The organism is Imbroritus primus (genome assembly GCF_964332355.1).
Taxonomy (GTDB): Bacteria; Pseudomonadota; Gammaproteobacteria; order Burkholderiales; family Burkholderiaceae; genus Imbroritus; species Imbroritus primus.
In genome coordinates this window covers 2,213,005-2,231,168 of record NZ_OZ201293.1, presented here as the reverse complement: position 1 = coordinate 2,231,168, position 18,164 = coordinate 2,213,005, and the positions used below count along the sequence as shown (strand labels likewise).

Here is an 18,164-nt window from a genome sequence, read left to right as displayed (position 1 = left end):
GCGTGCATGGCGTGCCGGTGAATCATCCTGAAGGCTTGACTGGAGAACAGGCATGCATACCGTCTCAATTGTTGAAGCAATTAGAACGCCATTTGGAAAATTAGGTGGAAAATTAAAACAATATTCCGCCGTGGAACTGGGCGGACTGGCCACGCTCGCCGCGCTGCAGCGTTCCGGCATCCGCCCCGAGGAGATCACGGAATCGATCTTCGGCTCGGCCTTGCTGGCAGCATCGACTTCGGTCGCGGCACGGCAGATCAATTTCAAGGCGGGCATCCCGGCCGATACGCCCTCGCTGACGCTCGATCGGGCCTGCTGCTCGGCCATGACCACAATCGGCCTGGGGGCGACCAAGATCCGCGCTGGCGAGGCGGAGGTGATCCTGGCCGGTGGCATCGAGAGCTGCAGCCAGACGCCGTTCCTGATGCGTGGCGTGCGCGCCGGCCGCCGGCTTGGCGACTTCACGGTGGAAGATCCGCTGCAGCTGCGCAACCCCATCAACCAGATGCCGATCGCCGGTGTTACGGGCACGCAGGCTCTTAAGTTCGGCGTTAGCCGGGAGCAGCAGGATGCCTGGGCATACCGCAGCCACATGACGTACTTTGCGGCGCATGAAAAAGGCGTATATGCGGACGAGATCGTGCCGGTGGATTGCGGCGATGGCACGACGCTGGCGATCGACGAATCGCCGCGTCGTGATGCTTCGCTCGAACGCCTGGCGGCACTGCCGACTGTCTACGGCGGGCCGACGGTTACCGCCGGCAATGCGCCAGGTCTTAACGACGGCGCCGCCGCCGTCCTGCTGATGAGCGGAGAGGCGGCGCGGGCGCGCGGCCTGGAGCCGCTGGGCGAAATCGTGAGTTACGCGCAGTTGTGCGGCGATCTCGATTCCTCGGTCTACATGCCGGGCAAGGCCATCATGACGGCGCTCGCCAAGGCTGGCATTCCGTTGAGCGAGATCAAGCGTATCGAGATCAACGAGGCCTTTGCCGCCATGCCGCTGGTGTCGACGCTGCATATGGCCAATGGCGATGTGCAGCAGGCCGAGAAGCTGCGCACCATCACCAACGTCAACGGCGGCTCGGTCGCGCTGGGGCATCCGACCGGCGCCAGCGGCGCGCGTGTCGTCATGGCGCTGGCGCGCGAGCTGAAGCGGCTGGGCGGCGGTTACGGCGCGGCGGCCATCTGCGGCGGCTATGGCCAGGCCGATGCTCTTATCCTGAAGGTGTGACCATGCTGGAATTCGTGGACGAAACATTGCGCGATGGTCCGCAGTCGCTGTGGGCGACGCGCATGAAGACCGCCAGCATGCTGGGCGCGACCGAGTATCTGAACCGGTCCGGCTACCGCAAGGTGTGCGTGGCCTCGGGCGCCTCGTTCGAGACGGCGGTGAAGTTCCTCAGTGAAGATCCGTGGGAACGGCTGCGTGCCCTCAAGGCCTACCTGCCGGATACCGAGATCGACATCCTGATCCGCAGCCGCAACCTGTTTGGGTGGGAGCGCTATCCCGATGAAGTGATCGAACTGCTGTTCCGCTGCCTGCGCGATGCCGGTACCCAGTCGATCAAGATCTTCGACGGCTTGAACGACATCAACAACATTGCCGCCGGCTTCCGCATCGGCAAGGCGCTCGGCCTGCATACCTCGGGCTACCTGACGTTCTCGCTGAGCCCCGTGCATACCGATGCGCACTTTGCACGCAAAGCCCGGGAGATGATCGATGCCGGTGTTGACGCCATCATCATGGGGGATGCCAGCGGCCTGCTCAGCGGTCCGCGCACCAAGACGCTGATGGCGGCGCTGAATGCCGAGGTCAAGGGCGAGGTGCCGATCGAGTTCCTGGCGCACCACTCGATGGGCCTCGCACTGGAGTCGTATCGCGAAGCGATCCTCGCTGGCGTTCGCCGTGTCACGACCGCGTGTGGTCCGCTCGCCAACGGCGAATCCATGCCGAGTACGCTCGACGTGCTGGACATCGCCAACGAGCTTGGCATTCCGACGTCACTGGATGTGGATGCGATCCGCCGTACCGAAGATTATTTTCACTGGGTGGCCTACAAGGAGAACCACCGTGTCGAGCCGCCGGTGCAGTTCGATCCGGCACGGTACGAAGCCTTTGCCGCGCACCAGATCCCCGGCGGCATGATTTCCAATTTCCGCAACCAGTTGCGCGAACTGGGCCTGATCCACCGCCTCGATGAAGTGCTGGCCGAAGCCGGGCGCGTGCGGACAGAGCTGGGTTATCCCATCATGGTCACGCCATTCTCGCAGTTCGTCGGTGTACAGGCGACTTTTAACGTGATCCAGGGCGAGCGCTACAAGACTGTGCCCAAGGAGCTCTATCTCTATGTGCTTGGGCACTACGGCAAGCCGCCGGGCGAGATCGATCCGAACGTGCTCGACCGCATCCTCAAGGGCCGCAAGATAGACAACCTGCCGCCACCGGTGGATTTCAACGGGCGGGTGCTCGACGCATTTCGCAAGGAAAACGGCCCGTTCCGCTCCGACGAGGATCTGCTGCTGCACCTGTTCTATGGCGCCAAGCATGTGTCCGCCATGCGTGCCAATTGCATCCACGTGACCGGCCGGCCCACCATCCATCAACCGTTGCGCGCCATGCTGGAAGAGCTGGCGCGTGACACCTCGCTCAGCACCATGAAGTTCGAGCAGGGCAATGTGCGCTTCAGTCTCAGCTATCAATGACGGACAACATAATCATGAAAAGCGATCACGAACGCGGTATCCAGTATTCCTTCACTTACCAGGACGCGGTTGAAGTACTGCGCCTGGTGCGCGATTCCGACACCTGCACGTCACTCGATCTGCAAATCGGCGATATCAAGCTCAGCGTGACACGCGCAGGTGGTGCGCCGCATGCTGTAGCGCCGGCCGCTGTGTCGGTTGCATTGCCTGCTGCCACATCTGCCGCGCCGCCGCCCAAGGTGGAAACTGCTCCTGCTGCGCCGACGGCGGCGCTCTCAGCGGCGGAACTGGAAGGGTTGGTGCCGGTTCGCACGCCAACGCTCGGGGTGTTCTACCGCGCGGCCTCGCCGGAGGTGCCGCCGTTCGTCAAGGAGGGCGATCATGTCAAGGCAGAGGACCAGGTGGGGCTGCTCGAAGTCATGAAGCTGTTCTCCCCGGTGACCGCTGGGGTGTCCGGCAAGGTGGTGAAGATTCTCGTGACCGACAACATGCTCGTCGAGCATGGCCAGACGTTGATGCTGATTCAACCGGATTGAGGTGCACCGTGGGAAACATCAGGCGTGTGTTTGTAGCGAATCGCGGCGAGATTGCCGTGCGCGTGATTCGCGCGTGCCGTGATCTGGGCGTGGAAGTGGTGCTGGGGGTGTCGGAGGCGGATCGCGATGCCTTGCCGGCGCGGCTGGCGGATCGTGCGGTCTGCATCGGCCCGGCGCCGTCGCCGAAGAGCTACCTGCGTCCGGAGTTGCTGGTGACGGCAGCGGCTGCGACGGGGTGCGATGCGGTGCATCCGGGGTACGGTTTCCTGTCCGAGCGCGCCGCATTCGCACGTGCCTGCACCGAGATGGATCTGGCCTTCATCGGCCCCTCGGCTGATGCCATCGATGCCATGGGCGACAAGCTCAGTGCCATTCGCCTTGCCAAGCAGGCTGGTGTACCGGTGGTGCCGGGGTCGGACAAGCTGTCATCCCTGGCCGATGTGCAGGCGGCCGCGCAGCGCGTGGGCTATCCCTGTTTGATGAAGGCCAGTGCAGGTGGTGGCGGACGCGGCATGCGCATCGTCCGTGTGCCGGACGAGCTGGCCGGGGCATTCGAAAGTGCACAGGCCGAGGCCGAAGCAGCGTTCGGCGATGCCACGGTGTACCTCGAGAAATTCATTGAGCGCGCCAAGCATATCGAGTTCCAGATCATGGGCGACCAGCACGGCAATCTCGTGCATCTGTTCGAGCGCGATTGCAGCGTGCAGCGCCGGCACCAGAAACTGATCGAGGAGGCGCCGTCACCGATCCTGCCGCCCGCGCGGCGCGCCGAGATGGCCGACGCAGCCCTGGCGCTGGCACGCGCCGTGGGTTACTTCAGCGCGGGTACGGTCGAGTTTGTGTATGACGCGGAAACAGACGAGTTCTATTTCCTTGAGATGAATACGCGGATCCAGGTCGAACACCCGGTCACGGAAATGATCACCGGTGTCGATCTGGTGCAGGAACAGATTCGCGTGGCGGCGGGCGAGCGCCTGTCGTTTCGCCAGCAAGATCTGGCGATCCGCGGCCATGCGATCGAGTGCCGTGTCAACGCCGAGGATCCACGGCATGGTTTCCGTCCGGCGCCGGGCCGGCTGCAAGTGTGGCAGCCGCCATCCTTGCCGGGTGTCCGCCTCGATACGCATTGCTACGAGGGATATCTGATCCCGCCGTTCTACGACTCGATGATCGCCAAGCTGATCGCGCATGGCGAGGACCGCCAGCAGGCCATCGCACTAGCGTTGGGCGCGTTGCAGGGTTTTCGGGTCGAAGGTATCACCACTACCATGCCGTTGCATCAGGACATTCTTTCGAGCCACGCATTCCGCGATGCCGAGGTCACCACGCGCTGGCTGGAAGCATTGTTCCTGCCGGAGTGGCAGCAAGCGGCACTGGCCGCGCAGGAGGTAGCATGAACTTCATCGATTTTTTCGAGAAAAGCGTCATCGCGCATGCGCAGCGGACCGCGGTGGTCTTCGAATCGCGGCGCTGGAGTTATGCGGAAGCGTCAGATCTGGCGGCGCGCATCGCGAATGGCCTGCGTGACATCGATGTGAAACGCGACGTGAAATGCGCGGTGATCAGCAAGAACGATCCGATTGCCTTTCTCTCGATGCTCGGCATCATGCGCGCGGAGGGTGTCTGGGTACCGCTCAACGCCACCAATGCGGAAGATGAGAATGCCTACATCGTCCAGGCCTTCGATGTGGAAGTGCTGTTCTTCCAGAAGGCGCTGGAACCCTTTGCCCAGCGCATCAAGGCGGAGTGCCCGGCGGTCCGGCATTTCTTCTGCGTGGACGGGGACAGCGCACTGGGTCCCAATGTCGAGAACTGGGCTGCGACGCAAAGCCCGGCATTGCGTGCGCTGCCGTGGGCACCGGATGCGCTGTGCTGGCTGCGCGGGACGGGCGGTACCACCGGGCGCCCGAAGGGCGTGATGAATACCAACCGGAACTTCGAGACGATGGTCGCGAATTTCCGCGCCACGCTGCGCTTCGACCAGCCACCGGTGTACCTGGCGAGCGCGCCGCTGAGCCATGCCTCGGGCATTCTGGCCATGGTGACCATGGCCATGGCGGGGACGCTGGTGATCCAGCGGGGCTTCGACGTGCAGGACACCCTCAAGGCGATTCCCGAGCACGCGATCTCCTTCATCTACCTGCCGCCCACGGCGATCTACAAGATGCTTGCGGCGGAGAATGTGCACGACTTCGACTACAGTTCGCTGCGCCATTTCGTCTACGGTGCGGCGCCGATGTCGGCTACCAAGCTGGCGGAGTCGATCGCGGTGTTCGGACCGGTCATGACGCAGGTCTATGGCCAGACTGAAGTACCGACCTCGGTGACGCACATGAGCCCGGTCGAGCACCTGAATCCGGATGGCTCGATCAATGAGAAGCGCCTGCTGAGCTGCGGCCGGCCTGCGCCATTCACGCGCGTGGCGTTGATCGACGATGCCGGGCAACCTGTGCCACCGGGCCAGATCGGCGAGATTGCCGTGCAGGGCGGATTGGTGATGGGCGGCTACTACAAGAATCCGGCAGCCACCGCCGAGACCGGGATGTTCGGCTGGCACCATACAGGCGACATGGCCTATCAGGACGAGGAAGGCTTCATCTACATCTGCGACCGCAAGAAAGAGATGATCATCACCGGTGGCTACAACGTCTATCCGCTCGAAGTCGAGCAGGTGGTGCTGAGCCATCCGGCGGTACAGGATTGCGCGGTGGTCGGCGTACCGGATGCCAAATGGGGCGAGGCCATCAAGGCCGTGATCGAGCTGAAGGCTGGGCAGACATTGGATCCGGACGAGATCATCACCATGTGCAAGGCCAGGATCGGCAGCGTGAAAGCGCCAAAGTCGGTAGACTTCATCGATTCCCTGCCGCGCAGCCCGGTCGGCAAGGTCATGCGCAAGGAAGTGCGCCGACGCTACTGGACGGGGCAGGAACGTAATGTCTGAGGACCGTTGAGATGACCACACAGCCGCTGACCGTTGATGGCGCTGCAACACGTGAGGCGTTCGAGCATGCGCTTGCCACCCACCAGCAGGTGCCGGGGCAGTTCTTCATGGCGCGGCTGCTGGGACTTGACCTGGCCTATACGGAGGATACCTGCACCATCACGTTCGAGGTAAAGGACTTCATGCTCAATCCGCAATCGACCCTGCATGGCGGCATCGTCGCACTCGTGATGGATGTGTCGATGGGGCATCTGCTGAACCAGATCGACGGTCCGTGCGCCACGCTCGAAATGAAGACGCAATACCTCGCGGCAGTCCGTCCCGGCCCGGCCAGGGTCGTCGGCCAGGTGCTGCGCCGCGGGCGCAGCGTCTCGTTCCTGGAGTCGCGTTTCTATGATGCGAACGGGCAGCTGGCGGCCTTTGCCACGTCGACGTGGAAATTGCTGGGAGCGCGCGAGGCGCGATAATCGCCGCCAGCGCACCGCGCGTGCCGGAGCCAGCCAAGCGGGAGGGGCAAGCGCTCAGCAATAAAAAAGCCATCCGGGAGGATGGCTTTTTTATCGGGAAAATCTGGTGGGGCGTGAGTGACTCGAACACTCGACCTACGGATTAAGAGTCCGCTGCTCTACCAACTGAGCTAACGCCCCAACGAAGTCAAAAATTATAACACGGCTTTTTGTCTATTGGGAACAGTTTTTATGGTGGTATGTCAGCCTACCCGGAAATGTTCCGGGGACTGGCCTGCCGCGACGGCCCGGCGCAGCCATTCCGGCATGTCGCCTTCCCCATCCCAGGTCTTGCCGTCGGCGCTGCGGTACAGCGCGGCCGCGTGTACGGGCGTGCCGGGGTTTTCCGGGAGCTGCTCGGGAAAGGGACCAAGGTCATCGAGGGTGAGTGCGTACTCATCGATTTTCTGTCGGATCCACGCAATTGCGGCGGCTCTGTCCGATTGACTCATACTGACGCTGATAACTGTGGGTAACGCGATGGAAGCGGTCCGGCGGGTCCGGTACTGTGGGCCCGGTGGGGAAGTCATGTCTGCTGTGGCGGGCGCTGGGGAAACGCAAGCGCCGGGACTCGACGGTGCCTATTGTACGGGATCCAATCGGATGATGTGCTGGCGCACACGGAAATTTCTTTGCCGGAAATCAGAATTCCGAGGCGTGCAGCGGAGGAGAAAGCAGGAACCCTTGGCCCAGCCGGGCGCCCATTTCGACCAGCAACCCGCGCTGCTCTTCGGTTTCCACCCCTTCGACGACCGCATCCAGTCCGCTTGCCTCGGCGAGCGCCAGGCTCGAGCGCAGGATGGTGCGATGCATTTCACTATGCAGGACCAGGCTGGTAAAGGCGAGGGGGATCTTGATGCCGCTGATCGGCAGGCGGGTGAGGGCGCTCAGTGAGGAATGCCCCGTGCCAAAATCATCGAGAAAGATGCGGATGCCAGCGTCGTGCAGCTGGTGCAGGTTGCGGAAGCTATCGAGTGTTTCGAAGGGCAGCGATTCCGTCAACTCCAGGCACAGTTGGCGGGGCTGCGCACCAGTCTGTTCGAGCATGGCAAAGACTTCTGCGGCATACCCTGGCTCGTCGGTTTCGGCGGCTGAGACGTTGACCGTCACATAGCGGTCGGGGTACGTATCCGCCCAGTCGGCAGCCAGTATAAGTGCTGCAAGGGTTGCATGGCGGCCGAGAGACTGGATTGAGCCGTCACGTTCCGCCCCGGGGACAAAACTGTCTGGTGTCAGGATGACGCCATCGTCAACCGTCCGGCGTACCAGGGTTTCCACCCCGACCATTGCGCCGGTATCCAGCGCCATGATGGGCTGGTACAAATTGAAGAGGCCAGCCCAGCCGCCGCTTACGGTATGCGGGAGGGGTTGGTGCAACGCATCGTCGAGACGGATGGGCAGCATAGTGGGCGCCAAATCGGAAAAATTGAATTTGGCTGAAGATTAGCAACAATTTGGCCAGTGAAAAGTTAAAAAGTGTAGCGATTTTCCCTTTGTTTACTGCGAGGGTCGGGCGGGCGTCGCGTCTTTTGCGGCCAAGCCCATACCCAGCCGGGAAACCAGCAACTGATCGATCTTGTGGCTGTCGATATCAACCACCTCGAATCGGTAGCCAGCGGTCTCGATGAATTCGGATTTCTTGGGGATGCGCTTGAGCGTGTAGATCACCAGCCCGGCAATCGTTTCGGCATGGTCCTGACCTGGCAGGTCGCCGATATCGAGGGCTTTCTTGACGTCGTCGATCGGCGTCAGGCCGTCGATCAGCCAGGAGTATTCGTCGCGTTGCACGATCTGCTCGTCTTCCGAGGAGTAGATGATGTCGCCCATCAGCGCGCTCACGATATCGTCCAGTGTCACCACGCCAACCACCAGGCCATACTCGTTGACCACCGCGGCAAAGCTCTGGTGCATTTCCTTGAAGCGCGTGAGTGCTTCGGAGAGGTTGAGCGTGTCCGGCAGCGTCAGCAGGTTCTTGTCGTAGTACTTGCCAAGCGTACGGATCACGTCCATCGACTCTTCGCTGATGATGCGCTGCAGGATGTCCTTGGACTGGATGAAGCCGATGACGCTGTCGATGTCTTCCCGGCAGACGAGGTACTGCGAGTATGGCTGGTCGATGAGCTTGCGCTTGATCAGGTCGACTGGTTCGCTCACCGTAAAGTAGGCGATCTCGTCGCGCACCGTCATGACCGAGGTGATCGACTTGGATTCCAGTTCAAAGACGTTTTCGATCAGGCGGATTTCGTGGCTGTGCAGCGTGCCGGCTTCCGCGCCGGCGCCCACCATGGCGGCGATATCTTCCGGCGTGATGTGTTCGACGTTACGCGTCGGCAGGTTGAAGATGCGCAGGATGAAATCCGTGCCTTGGGTAAACAGCCACACCAGCGGCCGGAACAGCCGCATCAGCGCCATCATCGGTCCGGCGATGGCCAGGGCGCAGCGCTCGGGGGCGATCATTGCGAGCCGCTTGGGAATCAGGTCGGCAAACTGGATGAATAGGACCGTGATGACGATGAACGAGGTGAGGTTGGCCACCTGTGTGGCGCGGGCGCTGTCGAGATGCGGCGCGACGAGGCTCAGCACCCAGTCCGAAAGATGCTTCTCCCCGAGTACACCGGCCAGGATTGCGACGGTATTTACGCCGATCTGGACCACGGTGAAGAAATTGCCCGGCTCCTCCTTCAGCCGCATGACCTGCAGGGCCCGCCGGTCGCCATGCTCGTAGAGCTGCTGAAGACGGGTGCGCCGCGCGGCCGTGAGTGCGATTTCGGCAACGGAGAAAAAGGCGCTGACCAGCAGCAGGAGAAGAACGATGAGGACCAGCATCTACAAGAAATGGGAAGGGCGATGCTCTGATCATCCGGGATGCCCGGGCGTCTGTCAAACCGCGCTGGCCAGGATCAGTGGAAGAACAGGTAGGCCACCGCGATCGCGCCAATCAGGCCGACGATGTCCGCAAACAGGGCGCATCCCAGGGCATAGCGCGTATTGCGGATGTTGACGCTGCCGAAGTAGACCGCCAGCACGTAGAAGGTGGTTTCCGTCGAACCCTGGATGATGGCGGCCAGCTTGCCCTGGAAAGAATCGACGCCATAAGTGGTCATCACGTCCACCATCAAGCCGCGTGCGCCTGCGCCAGACAGGATCTTCATCAGGCCGACCGGCAGGGCGGGCACGAAATCCGTGTTCAGCCCGGCAGCCGCAAACAGCGCGCCAAGGCCCTGTAGCAGCAGGTCGAGGATACCCGTGGTACGGAACACGCTGATGGCCACCAGCATGGCGATCAGGTACGGGATGATCTGTACCGCCACGCCGAAGCCATCCTTGGCGCCTTCGATGAAGGCCTCGTATACATTGATGCGGCGCAGCGCGCCGACCAGCAGGAACGCGGTGATGATCGTCATGATGAAACCGCTGCCGATCAGTCCAGCCATGCTCGCCATGCGTTCCGGCGGGAAACGGTCGAGCCACAGGAACAACAGCGCCATGACCAGCGCCAGCCCCCCATAGGCCAGCAGCAGCGGCGCGCGCAGCAGGTTCAGGCGCTGGTGCCACGCCACGGCGAGCAGGCCCGCAGTGAAGGAGATGAAGGTCGCGATGAGGGTTGGCAGGAAGATGTCGGCTGCATTGAAACCGGTCAACCCCTGTTGCAGTGCAATTGTCTGCCGGATGGCGATCACCGAGGTCGGGATCAGCGTGACGCCCGCCGTATTGAGCACGATGAACATGATCTGCGCATCGGAAGCTGTATCGCTGCGGGGATTCAAGGTTTGCAGTTCGCGCATTGCCTTGAGGCCGAGCGGCGTAGCGGCGTTGTCGAGGCCGAGCATGTTGGCGGAGACGTTCATCATCATCGCGCCATTGGCCGGATGCCCCTTGGGTACGTCCGCGAACAGGTGGCGCATCACCGGGTCGACGCAGCGTGCAAACAGGTCGATGACGCCAGCACGCTCGCCGATGCGCATGATGCCCAGCCACAAGGTCATGATGCCCGCCAAGCCGAGGGAAATCTCAAAACCGGTCTTGGCGCTGGCAAACATGCCGGTCAGCATGCGCGCGAAAACATCCGGGTCACCCATGAGCAGGCGCACGCATGCCGCGGCGAATGCTGTCAGGAAAAAGCCGAGCCAGACGAGGTTAAGAGCCATGCATCAGAAGAAAAGAAGCCGCTGGCGTATCCGTTGCGGCGCGTGTGCATCATACCTTGGCAGGGGACTGTCTTGGCACGCGCAGGGTCTGGTATATTGGAGAGATACAGTAGCAATCATCCAATCCGTGCGCTGTTCGTGTAAGGAGAACGCTGATGACATCATCTGACCAACGCCGCCCGGCGGCCCATGCTCAAGAGATCACGGCCGACACCATGCAATGGCTGGTGCGTTTGCCTGCCGACCTGCGTCCTACTGCACTGCGTGAATTTCCGCATGTGCTCAACAAGCTGGCCACCCTGTGGGCAGACGACGAGGCCTGCGGCGCCTACCTCGAATCCCTCATGCTGGATGACCGTGGCGGTCGGCAAGGTTTTCCGCCCGCCGCGCTCAGTGAGTTGATCGCGCTGAACCTGCATCACCACGGCTCCATCGGCGGTACCGGCGCCCGGCCAGCCCAGGAGACCGACGCGTCCAAGTACGAGACGGTCCAGTTCACCTGGGACGATACCGAGCGCTGACACTGCCGCGCCGCCGGTTCAGGCGACCCGGCGGCCATTGGCATCCACCAGCAGTTCACCATTTTCCTTGCGGTATTCCCCTTGCTGGGGCGAGGGCAGGATTTCCAGTACCGTTTCTGCCGGACGGCAGACACGGGTTCCCAGCGGCGTGCTGACCACCGGCCGGTTAAGCAGGACCGGATGCGCGGCCAGCGCGTCGAGCAAGGCGCCGTCACTCAATGCGGGATTGTCCAGTCCCAACTCCGTATAGAGCGCTTCCTTGCTGCGCAGCAGGGGCCGCGCACCGCCTGTTTCCTGCGCCAGCGCGGCTAGCGTCGCGCGGTCTGGCGGCGTTTTCAGATAATCGACGATGCGCGGTTCCGCACCGCTGTTGCGGATCAGTCCGAGCGCGGTACGGGAGCTGCCGCAGCGCGGGTTGTGATAGATCGTGATGTCGCTCATGGTTGTGCTTGCAGGTCGGTTGATCAATCGGGTATCCATGTTCATACCAGCCAGGCGCTGTCCTTGCAAGGTGCCGGGAAGGTTGCGCGGGTATATGCTCCCGAGTCACTGACAGGTACGCAGGCTCGACATGCCGTCATGCGTGACGGCAGCCGCATGTCTGATGGTGGCGGGAGCGGTGCGCGGGGGATGCCAGGCCATTGGATCGGCTGGCGTAGCCCGGCACCGTCGGCGCCTGCATGAAAGCGGCGCCGTCGCGGGCCGACAGGTTGGGGAGCTGGCCGCTGCCAGAAAAACAGTGGCCACAATGACAGACGGGCAGCCTGGGCTGCCCGTCTGGAGTGTCTTGGTGCCGGAAAGAGGAATCGAACCCCCGACCTTCTCATTACGAATGAGCTGCTCTACCGACTGAGCTATTCCGGCACATCCCGCGGAAAAAATCCGGGAAACCGCGATTCTAGCAAATTCCGGGGCAGTTCGCCAAGGGGGACGGATAACCGTTGTACGGGACGCTCCCGCGCCCCGCCAGCCGGGCGTCAGGACTGTCCGGCTTCGTGGTGGTAGCGCGTGACGCGTTCGACCTCGTTCTTCGAGCCCATGATGACCGCCACGCGCTGGTGCAGCGCATCGGGCTGGATCTCCATGATGCGCTGCAGGCCGTTGGTGGAGGCGCCGCCGGCCTGTTCGACGAGGAAACTCATCGGATTGGCCTCGTACATCAGGCGCAGCTTGCCGGCCTTGCCGGGCTCGCGCTTGTCCCACGGGTACATGAAGATGCCACCGCGCGTCAGGATGCGGTGCACGTCTGCCACCATGGAGGCAATCCAGCGCATGTTGAAGTCCTTGCCGCGCGGACCTTCGCTGCCGGCCAGGCATTCGTCGATGTAGCGCTTCACCGGCGGCGCCCAATGGCGCATGTTCGACATATTGATGGCGAACTCCTTGGTGTCTTCTGGAATGCGGATGTTGGATGCGGTCTGGACGAAGCTGCCGGCTTCACGATCCAGCGTGAAGACCTGCACGCCGTTGCCCACGGTGAGCACCAGCGTGGTTTGCGGGCCGTACACCGCGTAACCGGCGGCGACCTGCTTGGTGCCGGGCTGCAGGAAATCCTTTTCCGTGACGGTCTGGCCGGGCTGCGGCATGTGCAACACCGAGAAGATGGTGCCGATGGAAACGTTAACGTCGATGTTGGACGAGCCGTCCAGCGGATCGAACATCAGCAGGTATTCGCCCTTGGGGTAGCGATTGGGCGTCTCGTAGAAGGAATCCATTTCCTCGGAGGCCATGGCGGCGAGGTGGCCGCCCCATTCGTTGGCTTCGAGCAGCACTTCGTTGGCGATGACGTCCAGCTTCTGCTGCATTTCGCCTTGTACGTTGCCGGTGCCGGCCGAGCCCAGGATGCCTGCGAGGGCGCCCTTGTTGACGTTGTTGGAAATGGCCTTGCAGGCGCGTGCCACGACTTCGATCAGCAGCCGCAGTTCTGCCGGGATGGTGTTGTGTTCGCGCTGCTCCTCGACCAGATAGCGGGTCAGGCTGACTTTCTTCATGGGGTTCTCCTAGATGCCGCGATTTTACCTTGCCCAGCGGCCGGCGGGCGAATTCCCGACCCGTCTGGCGAGCAGGTGGACCCGGAATAAACGGAGGCCCGCCTCGCGCGCCAGGGCCATATGCGGCACCTGACCGCCTGAGCCCTCCACGAAGCCAGCGCTACCCATCGGAGCGGGGCGTGCCGGGTCAGATTGCCCGCGTGCGCCATGTTGGCTGATTCGTTTATCATCGCGGCATGCATTGCAGCGGGCGCTGTCAATGCCTTACTTCTGCGGACATCTCCCATGCGCGCGCAAGACGTCTTCGAAATGCTGATCCTGGCAGCGTTGTGGGGCGCTTCGTTCCTGTTCATGCGGATTGCCGTACCCGCGTTGGGGCCGGTGCCGCTGATCGCGCTGCGCGTGAGCATTGCCGCGCTCTTCCTGCTACCGATCCTGGCCATGCGTGGCGGGTGGCAGACCATGCGGCCGCACTGGAAGCCGCTGCTGGTGGTCGGTCTGCTGAATTCCGCCCTGCCGTTTTGCCTGTTTGCATATGCACAGCTGACACTGGCTGCCGGATTCACCTCGGTGCTGAATGCATCGACGCCGATCTTCGCCGCGCTGGTGGCATTCGTCTGGCTGGGCGACCGGCTGACCATGCTGCGCGTCGTGGGCCTGTGTATCGGCGTCTGTGGGGTTGCGCTGCTGGTCAGCGGCACGCACGGTTTGTCGTGGTCGCAGAGCGGCGGCGCGGTGCTGGCGGCGCTCGGGGCCTCGGCGTCCTATGGCGTGGCGGGGGCCGTCACCAAGAAATACCTGACCGCCGTGCCGGCGCTGACCGTGGCGACCGGCAGCATGGTTGGCGCCACGGCGCTGCTGGCGTTGCCCGCCTTCTGGCTGTGGCCCGCGCAGATGCCATCGCTCCAGGTCTGGACGAGCGTCGTGCTGCTGGCAGTCGGCTCCACGGGGGTGGCGTATATCCTGTTCTTCCGGCTGGTGTCACGCCAGGGGCCGACGAAGGCCATGTCGGTGACCTTCCTGATCCCGCTGTTTGGTGTCCTGTGGGGTGCGCTGTTCCTCGGCGAGGCGTTGACGCTCAATATGGTGCTGAGCGGTGCGGTGATCCTGCTGGGCACGGCACTGGGCACCGGCTTCCTGAAATTCGGTCGCAAGGCCGGGGCGGGCGCTGCCTAGCAGCCCCCGTGGCAGGTTGCGGCGATTCTCAGCCTGCCTGACCCAGCGATTTCGAGATGATCTCGCGCACATCGCGCGACAGCGTGCTGCTGGCTGCCACCTGTTGCAGGGCCGCGTGCATGCGGTCGCGCAAGGGAATGGTGAAGCGGGTCCAGCGGTCCAGCGCACGCGCCAGCCGCGCGGCAACCTGCGGATTGATCGCATCGAGCGCCAGCACCTGGTTTTTCCAGAACGTATAGCCCGAGCCGTCGGCCGCATGGAACTGCGCCGGATTGGCCGTGCAGAAACCAAAGATCAGCGAGCGCGCGCGATTGGGGTTGCGCAGGGTGAAGGCATGATGCTGCATCAGCGACTGCACCGTGTCGATGACACGCTGGCCGTGGCGTCCCGGCTGCATGGCCTGCATGGCGAACCACTTGTCGATGACCAGCGCTTCGTCGGAGAAGCGCATGTAGAAATCCGCCAGCGCTTCGCCGCGGGCCGGCGAGTCGCTGTTGAGCAGCGCCGTGAGAGCAGCTGAGCGGTCCGTCATATTGTCGGCCTCGGCGTATTGGCGCTCGGCAAGTGCGAGCGCTTTCGCATCGCCGGTTTCGATCAGGTAGCCGAGCGCCAGATTCTTCAGCGCGCGCCGGCCGGCCGAGGCGGCGTCCGGTGAATAGGGACCGGTGGCACGGTGGCGCGTGTAAATGTCGGTGAGTTCCGACTGCAGCGCCGACGCAATGCCTTGGCGCAAGGCTTGGCGCGCAGCATGGACGGCAGCCGGGTCGGCGATGCCCATGCGCTCGCCCAGGTAGGTCTCGGCTGGCAGGATCCAGATCTGTTCGCGGAAGGCCGGGTCGAGCGTTTCATCCGTCAGCACGGAGCCCAGTGCCTTGACAAGCTTGGCGTCGGCGACCAGCGGGCGGCCGGCCTGTGCATCGGCGACCAATGCCAGCAGCGTCCGCGTGGCCAGCCGCTGACCGGCTTCCCAGCGATTGAACGGATCGCTGTCATGGGCGAGCAGGAAAGCCAGTTCCTCGTCGGTGTAGTGAATATCCAGCGCCACCGGCGCCGAGAAGTTGCGCAGCAGCGACGGTACCGGTGGCACATCCACGTTGATGAAACGGTACGTCTGCGTGCGCTCTGTCAGGTCAAGCACGCGCGTGGTGCCCTGGGGCGCGGCCTCTCCGTCCAGCTGCAGCGGCAGGTCGCGGCCATCGGGGCCGACGAGCCCCAGTGCCACAGGGATATGGAACGGCTGCTTGTCGAGCGCTTCATTGCTGATTTCGATGCCGACCTTGGGGCAATGCTGGGTGAGCGTCAGCGTAAAAGACTTGTCGGCTGGATTGTAACGGGTCAGCGCGCTGACTTCAGGCGTGCCGGCCTGGCTATACCAGCGGCCGAACTGTGTGAGATCGCGGCCATTGGCATCCGCCATCGCCTGGCGGAAATCGTCGCAGGTCACGGCCTGGCCGTCGTGGCGCTTGAAGTAGAGGTCCATGCCCTTGCGGAAGCCGTCGCGGCCCAGCAGCGTCTGGTACATGCGTACGACTTCGGCGCCTTTTTCGTATACCGTGACGGTGTAGAAATTGTTGATCTCCTGATAGCTGTCGGGACGCACCGGGTGGGCCATCGGGCCCGCATCCTCGGGAAACTGCACCTGGCGCAGCAGGCGCACGTCCTCGATGCGCTTGACCGCACGGCCGGATGCCGTGCCCATCATGTCGGCCGAGAATTCCTGGTCGCGGAACACAGTCAGGCCTTCCTTGAGGCTCAGCTGGAACCAGTCGCGGCAGGTTACGCGGTTGCCGGTCCAGTTGTGGAAGTATTCATGGCCGACGACCGATTCGATGTTGGCAAAATCCGTGTCGGTGGCGGTTTCGCTGTTGGCCAGTACATACTTGGTGTTGAAGATGTTGAGGCCCTTGTTCTCCATCGCACCCATGTTGAAATCGCTGACGGCGACGATCATGAAGCGTTCGAGGTCGAGCTCCAGGCCGAAGCGCGCTTCGTCCCAGCGGATCGATGCGATCAGCGAATCCATGGCGTGACGGGTCTTGTCGAGATCGGCGGGCTCCACCCACACCTGCAGCAGCTTGCTCGCACCCGAGCCAGTGGTGATCGTCTCCTCGATGCACGACAGGCGGCCGGCCACCAGGGCGAACAGGTACGAAGGCTTCTTGAACGGGTCATCCCATACGGCTTCATGGCGGCCGTCGGGGAGGTCGGCCTTGCTGATCAGGTTGCCGTTGGCGAGCAGCACCGGGCATTGTGCCTTGTCCGCGCGCAGGGTGACCGTATAGGTGGTCATCACGTCCGGGCGGTCGAGGAAGTAGGTGATCTTGCGGAAGCCTTCCGCTTCGCACTGCGTGAAGAAATTGCCGCCCGACACATACAGCCCCATCAGCGAGGTGTTCGCGGACGGGCGATTCGCCGAGGTGATGCTCAGCGTGAAGCGTGCGGGCACTTCATGCAGCGTCAGCGTATCTTCGTCGATGCTGTAGTGACCTGCGGGCTCGTCATTGATGGTGACGGCCAACAGTTCCTGCTCCTCCCCATGCAGGATGAGGGGCGTGTCCTTGACCAGGCGCTTCACCTCGATGCGGCTGGTGACGACGGTCCGCTCGGCATCGAGCTCCACGAGCAGGTCGACGTGGCCGAAGGCGAAGGCGGGCGGCGTATAGTCCTGGCGATAGACGGTGACGGAAGTGTCTTCGGTGCGCAGCATGAGGTGATCCTGTCTGTTGAAGGTTTCATTGTAGCCAAGCTACGCTCGCCATTCAGCAGCCTCTGCCAGCATCGGGAATTTTCGGAAAATTGGCTACTCTTAGAAACAACAACTTGCAATTCTGCAGGTCAATCGGCATCAAGCATCGGCGTCGTTCATCCGGTGCCATCGACCCGGAGGTCGTTTTTATGAATCGCATGTCCATGCGCGGTATTTCCCTTACGGCCGGCCGGCGCTGGTGGGTCGGCTGCCTGCTGTTCGCGGCTGCCTTGCTCGGCGGCTGCGCTAGCACCGTGACCAGTGAAGTGACGGCCTTCCGTCAAGCCGACTGGACCAACGATGCGCCGCGAACCTATGCATTTGAAACCGCAGCCGCGCAGGCTGGCGATCTGGAGCGCCGCACCTACCAGGACTGGATCGCGCGCGCATTGCAGACCCATGGCTTCACGCCGGCCCCTCGACCGCAGGCGCGCTATGTGGTGGGATTCGATTTCGACGCCACGCCGCGCACGGTGCATGTCCGCGAGACGGTTTATCCGGATCCGTACTTTCCGGGGCCGTTCTATCGCCCGTGGCCCGGCTACTGGGGGCCCTACGGTCCGTGGGGATGGCCTGGCTACTGGCCACCGTACATGGTGGAGCGCGATATCCAGCTAACGCAGTTTGCCTTGCGGGTGTCGCTGACGGAGGCGCGGGGCGGCAAGCGCGTGTACCAGGTAACGGCCTTGCATGAAGCGACGGCCGGCGTGAGCATGGCTGCGGTCATGCCGTATCTGGTCCGCAGTGCGTTCGCGGAATTCCCGGCGCGCAGTGGCCAGCCGCGTCAGGTGACGCTGGAGGTCGAGAAAAAGTAAACGATCGTTCGTTTTTTCCTGGCGCTCCAAAGCGTGCGCTAGAATAGGTACATAACTACATATTTGAGCCCGTTGCAT

The 18,164-nt window shown here is 62.8% G+C and carries 16 protein-coding genes and 2 tRNA genes; 9 read left to right on the top strand and 9 right to left on the bottom strand.

All coding sequences use genetic code 11. The annotated features are described in order from the left end of the window. Positions 1 to 52 precede the first annotated feature (52 nt). The 6 genes from ACQ3C8_RS10200 to ACQ3C8_RS10175 are packed head-to-tail and all read left to right on the top strand — an operon-like array spanning position 53 to position 6,650. Positions 53 to 1,231 (top strand): thiolase family protein, encoded by a 1,179-nt coding sequence (locus ACQ3C8_RS10200; RefSeq protein ID WP_428851494.1) that lies wholly within the window; start codon positions 53 to 55, stop codon positions 1,229 to 1,231. A 2-nt stretch (positions 1,232 to 1,233) separates the two neighbouring features. Further along, positions 1,234 to 2,703: a hypothetical protein gene (locus tag ACQ3C8_RS10195; protein WP_428851493.1), complete on the top strand. Its 1,470-nt coding sequence runs from the start codon at positions 1,234 to 1,236 to the stop codon at positions 2,701 to 2,703. Positions 2,704 to 2,717: 14 nt separating this feature from the next. Beyond that, positions 2,718 to 3,239 carry an acetyl-CoA carboxylase biotin carboxyl carrier protein gene (locus ACQ3C8_RS10190; RefSeq protein ID WP_428851492.1) on the top strand — a complete coding sequence of 174 codons (522 nt, stop codon included), beginning with the start codon at positions 2,718 to 2,720 and terminating at the stop codon, positions 3,237 to 3,239. 17 nt (positions 3,240 to 3,256) lie between these two features. After that, entirely contained in the window at positions 3,257 to 4,636 is a 1,380-nt protein-coding gene (gene accC, locus ACQ3C8_RS10185; protein ID WP_428853062.1) for an acetyl-CoA carboxylase biotin carboxylase subunit, read from the top strand. Continuing rightward, positions 4,633 to 6,183, top strand: a complete 1,551-nt coding sequence (locus ACQ3C8_RS10180; RefSeq protein WP_428851491.1) for an AMP-binding protein — start codon at positions 4,633 to 4,635, stop codon at positions 6,181 to 6,183. Before accC ends, ACQ3C8_RS10180 begins: the two co-directional genes overlap by 4 nt. 11 nt (positions 6,184 to 6,194) lie before the next feature. Next, positions 6,195 to 6,650 (top strand): PaaI family thioesterase, encoded by a 456-nt coding sequence (locus ACQ3C8_RS10175; protein ID WP_009523758.1) that lies wholly within the window; start codon positions 6,195 to 6,197, stop codon positions 6,648 to 6,650. 104 nt (positions 6,651 to 6,754) lie between these two features. Here the strand turns inward: ACQ3C8_RS10175 and ACQ3C8_RS10170 are convergent. From ACQ3C8_RS10170 to ACQ3C8_RS10150, 5 genes are all read right to left on the bottom strand, one after another. Then, positions 6,755 to 6,830, bottom strand: a tRNA-Lys gene (locus ACQ3C8_RS10170). A gap of 62 nt (positions 6,831 to 6,892) precedes the next feature. After that, complete coding sequence (locus ACQ3C8_RS10165) at positions 6,893 to 7,141, bottom strand: H-NS family nucleoid-associated regulatory protein (protein WP_428851490.1); 249 nt, start codon at positions 7,139 to 7,141, stop codon at positions 6,893 to 6,895. A 190-nt stretch (positions 7,142 to 7,331) separates the two neighbouring features. Beyond that, positions 7,332 to 8,093 carry an EAL domain-containing protein gene (locus tag ACQ3C8_RS10160; protein WP_428851489.1) on the bottom strand — a complete coding sequence of 254 codons (762 nt, stop codon included), beginning with the start codon at positions 8,091 to 8,093 and terminating at the stop codon, positions 7,332 to 7,334. Between the two features lie 93 nt (positions 8,094 to 8,186). Further along, a complete protein-coding gene (locus ACQ3C8_RS10155; RefSeq protein WP_428851488.1) occupies positions 8,187 to 9,515 on the bottom strand; it encodes a hemolysin family protein in 1,329 nt (442 codons plus the stop codon). A gap of 74 nt (positions 9,516 to 9,589) precedes the next feature. Continuing rightward, positions 9,590 to 10,837, bottom strand: a complete 1,248-nt coding sequence (locus tag ACQ3C8_RS10150) for a nucleoside recognition domain-containing protein (protein WP_009523754.1) — start codon at positions 10,835 to 10,837, stop codon at positions 9,590 to 9,592. A gap of 155 nt (positions 10,838 to 10,992) precedes the next feature. Between ACQ3C8_RS10150 and ACQ3C8_RS10145 the strand changes: the two genes are divergently transcribed. Then, positions 10,993 to 11,358, top strand: a complete 366-nt coding sequence (locus ACQ3C8_RS10145) for a hypothetical protein (RefSeq protein WP_428851487.1) — start codon at positions 10,993 to 10,995, stop codon at positions 11,356 to 11,358. A gap of 18 nt (positions 11,359 to 11,376) precedes the next feature. Here the strand turns inward: ACQ3C8_RS10145 and arsC are convergent, their stop codons facing one another. The 3 genes from arsC to ACQ3C8_RS10130 all read right to left on the bottom strand — a co-directional run bounded on the left by arsC (position 11,377) and on the right by ACQ3C8_RS10130 (position 13,349). Further along, entirely contained in the window at positions 11,377 to 11,799 is a 423-nt protein-coding gene (arsC, locus tag ACQ3C8_RS10140; RefSeq protein ID WP_428851486.1) for an arsenate reductase (glutaredoxin), read from the bottom strand. A gap of 347 nt (positions 11,800 to 12,146) precedes the next feature. Next, positions 12,147 to 12,222: transfer RNA gene (locus ACQ3C8_RS10135), tRNA-Thr, on the bottom strand. A 113-nt stretch (positions 12,223 to 12,335) separates the two neighbouring features. Continuing rightward, the gene (locus ACQ3C8_RS10130) at positions 12,336 to 13,349 is read right to left on the bottom strand and encodes a class 1 fructose-bisphosphatase (RefSeq protein WP_009523751.1); all 1,014 of its coding nucleotides are present in this window, start codon (positions 13,347 to 13,349) and stop codon (positions 12,336 to 12,338) included. A gap of 285 nt (positions 13,350 to 13,634) precedes the next feature. On the opposite strand from ACQ3C8_RS10130, the gene ACQ3C8_RS10125 reads away from it, so the two are divergent. Next, entirely contained in the window at positions 13,635 to 14,525 is an 891-nt protein-coding gene (locus ACQ3C8_RS10125) for a DMT family transporter (RefSeq protein ID WP_428851485.1), read from the top strand. 28 nt (positions 14,526 to 14,553) lie between these two features. Here ACQ3C8_RS10125 and pepN read toward each other — a convergent pair whose 3' ends face one another. Then, positions 14,554 to 17,232 (bottom strand): aminopeptidase N, encoded by a 2,679-nt coding sequence (pepN, locus tag ACQ3C8_RS10120; protein ID WP_428851484.1) that lies wholly within the window; start codon positions 17,230 to 17,232, stop codon positions 14,554 to 14,556. Positions 17,233 to 17,420: 188 nt separating this feature from the next. On the opposite strand from pepN, the gene ACQ3C8_RS10115 reads away from it, so the two are divergent. Then, positions 17,421 to 18,086 (top strand): DUF4136 domain-containing protein, encoded by a 666-nt coding sequence (locus ACQ3C8_RS10115; protein ID WP_428851483.1) that lies wholly within the window; start codon positions 17,421 to 17,423, stop codon positions 18,084 to 18,086. The last annotated feature ends 78 nt before the right edge of the window (positions 18,087 to 18,164 follow it).

What these genes read in the sequence shown, in the direction of transcription:
- ACQ3C8_RS10160 (WP_428851489.1), bottom strand. Translation starts at nt 8,093, where the DNA reads ATGCTGCCCATCCGTCTCGACGATGCGTTGCACCAACCCCTCCCGCAT.
- pepN (WP_428851484.1), bottom strand. Translation starts at nt 17,232, where the DNA reads ATGCTGCGCACCGAAGACACTTCCGTCACCGTCTATCGCCAGGACTAT.
- ACQ3C8_RS10200 (WP_428851494.1), top strand. Translation starts at nt 53, where the DNA reads ATGCATACCGTCTCAATTGTTGAAGCAATTAGAACGCCATTTGGAAAA.
- ACQ3C8_RS10175 (WP_009523758.1), top strand. Translation starts at nt 6,195, where the DNA reads ATGACCACACAGCCGCTGACCGTTGATGGCGCTGCAACACGTGAGGCG.
- arsC (WP_428851486.1), bottom strand. Translation starts at nt 11,799, where the DNA reads ATGAGCGACATCACGATCTATCACAACCCGCGCTGCGGCAGCTCCCGT.
- ACQ3C8_RS10155 (WP_428851488.1), bottom strand. Translation starts at nt 9,515, where the DNA reads ATGCTGGTCCTCATCGTTCTTCTCCTGCTGCTGGTCAGCGCCTTTTTC.
- ACQ3C8_RS10125 (WP_428851485.1), top strand. Translation starts at nt 13,635, where the DNA reads ATGCGCGCGCAAGACGTCTTCGAAATGCTGATCCTGGCAGCGTTGTGG.
- ACQ3C8_RS10165 (WP_428851490.1), bottom strand. Translation starts at nt 7,141, where the DNA reads ATGAGTCAATCGGACAGAGCCGCCGCAATTGCGTGGATCCGACAGAAA.
- ACQ3C8_RS10190 (WP_428851492.1), top strand. Translation starts at nt 2,718, where the DNA reads ATGAAAAGCGATCACGAACGCGGTATCCAGTATTCCTTCACTTACCAG.
- ACQ3C8_RS10150 (WP_009523754.1), bottom strand. Translation starts at nt 10,837, where the DNA reads ATGGCTCTTAACCTCGTCTGGCTCGGCTTTTTCCTGACAGCATTCGCC.
- ACQ3C8_RS10195 (WP_428851493.1), top strand. Translation starts at nt 1,234, where the DNA reads ATGCTGGAATTCGTGGACGAAACATTGCGCGATGGTCCGCAGTCGCTG.
- ACQ3C8_RS10115 (WP_428851483.1), top strand. Translation starts at nt 17,421, where the DNA reads ATGAATCGCATGTCCATGCGCGGTATTTCCCTTACGGCCGGCCGGCGC.
- ACQ3C8_RS10130 (WP_009523751.1), bottom strand. Translation starts at nt 13,349, where the DNA reads ATGAAGAAAGTCAGCCTGACCCGCTATCTGGTCGAGGAGCAGCGCGAA.
- ACQ3C8_RS10180 (WP_428851491.1), top strand. Translation starts at nt 4,633, where the DNA reads ATGAACTTCATCGATTTTTTCGAGAAAAGCGTCATCGCGCATGCGCAG.
- ACQ3C8_RS10145 (WP_428851487.1), top strand. Translation starts at nt 10,993, where the DNA reads ATGACATCATCTGACCAACGCCGCCCGGCGGCCCATGCTCAAGAGATC.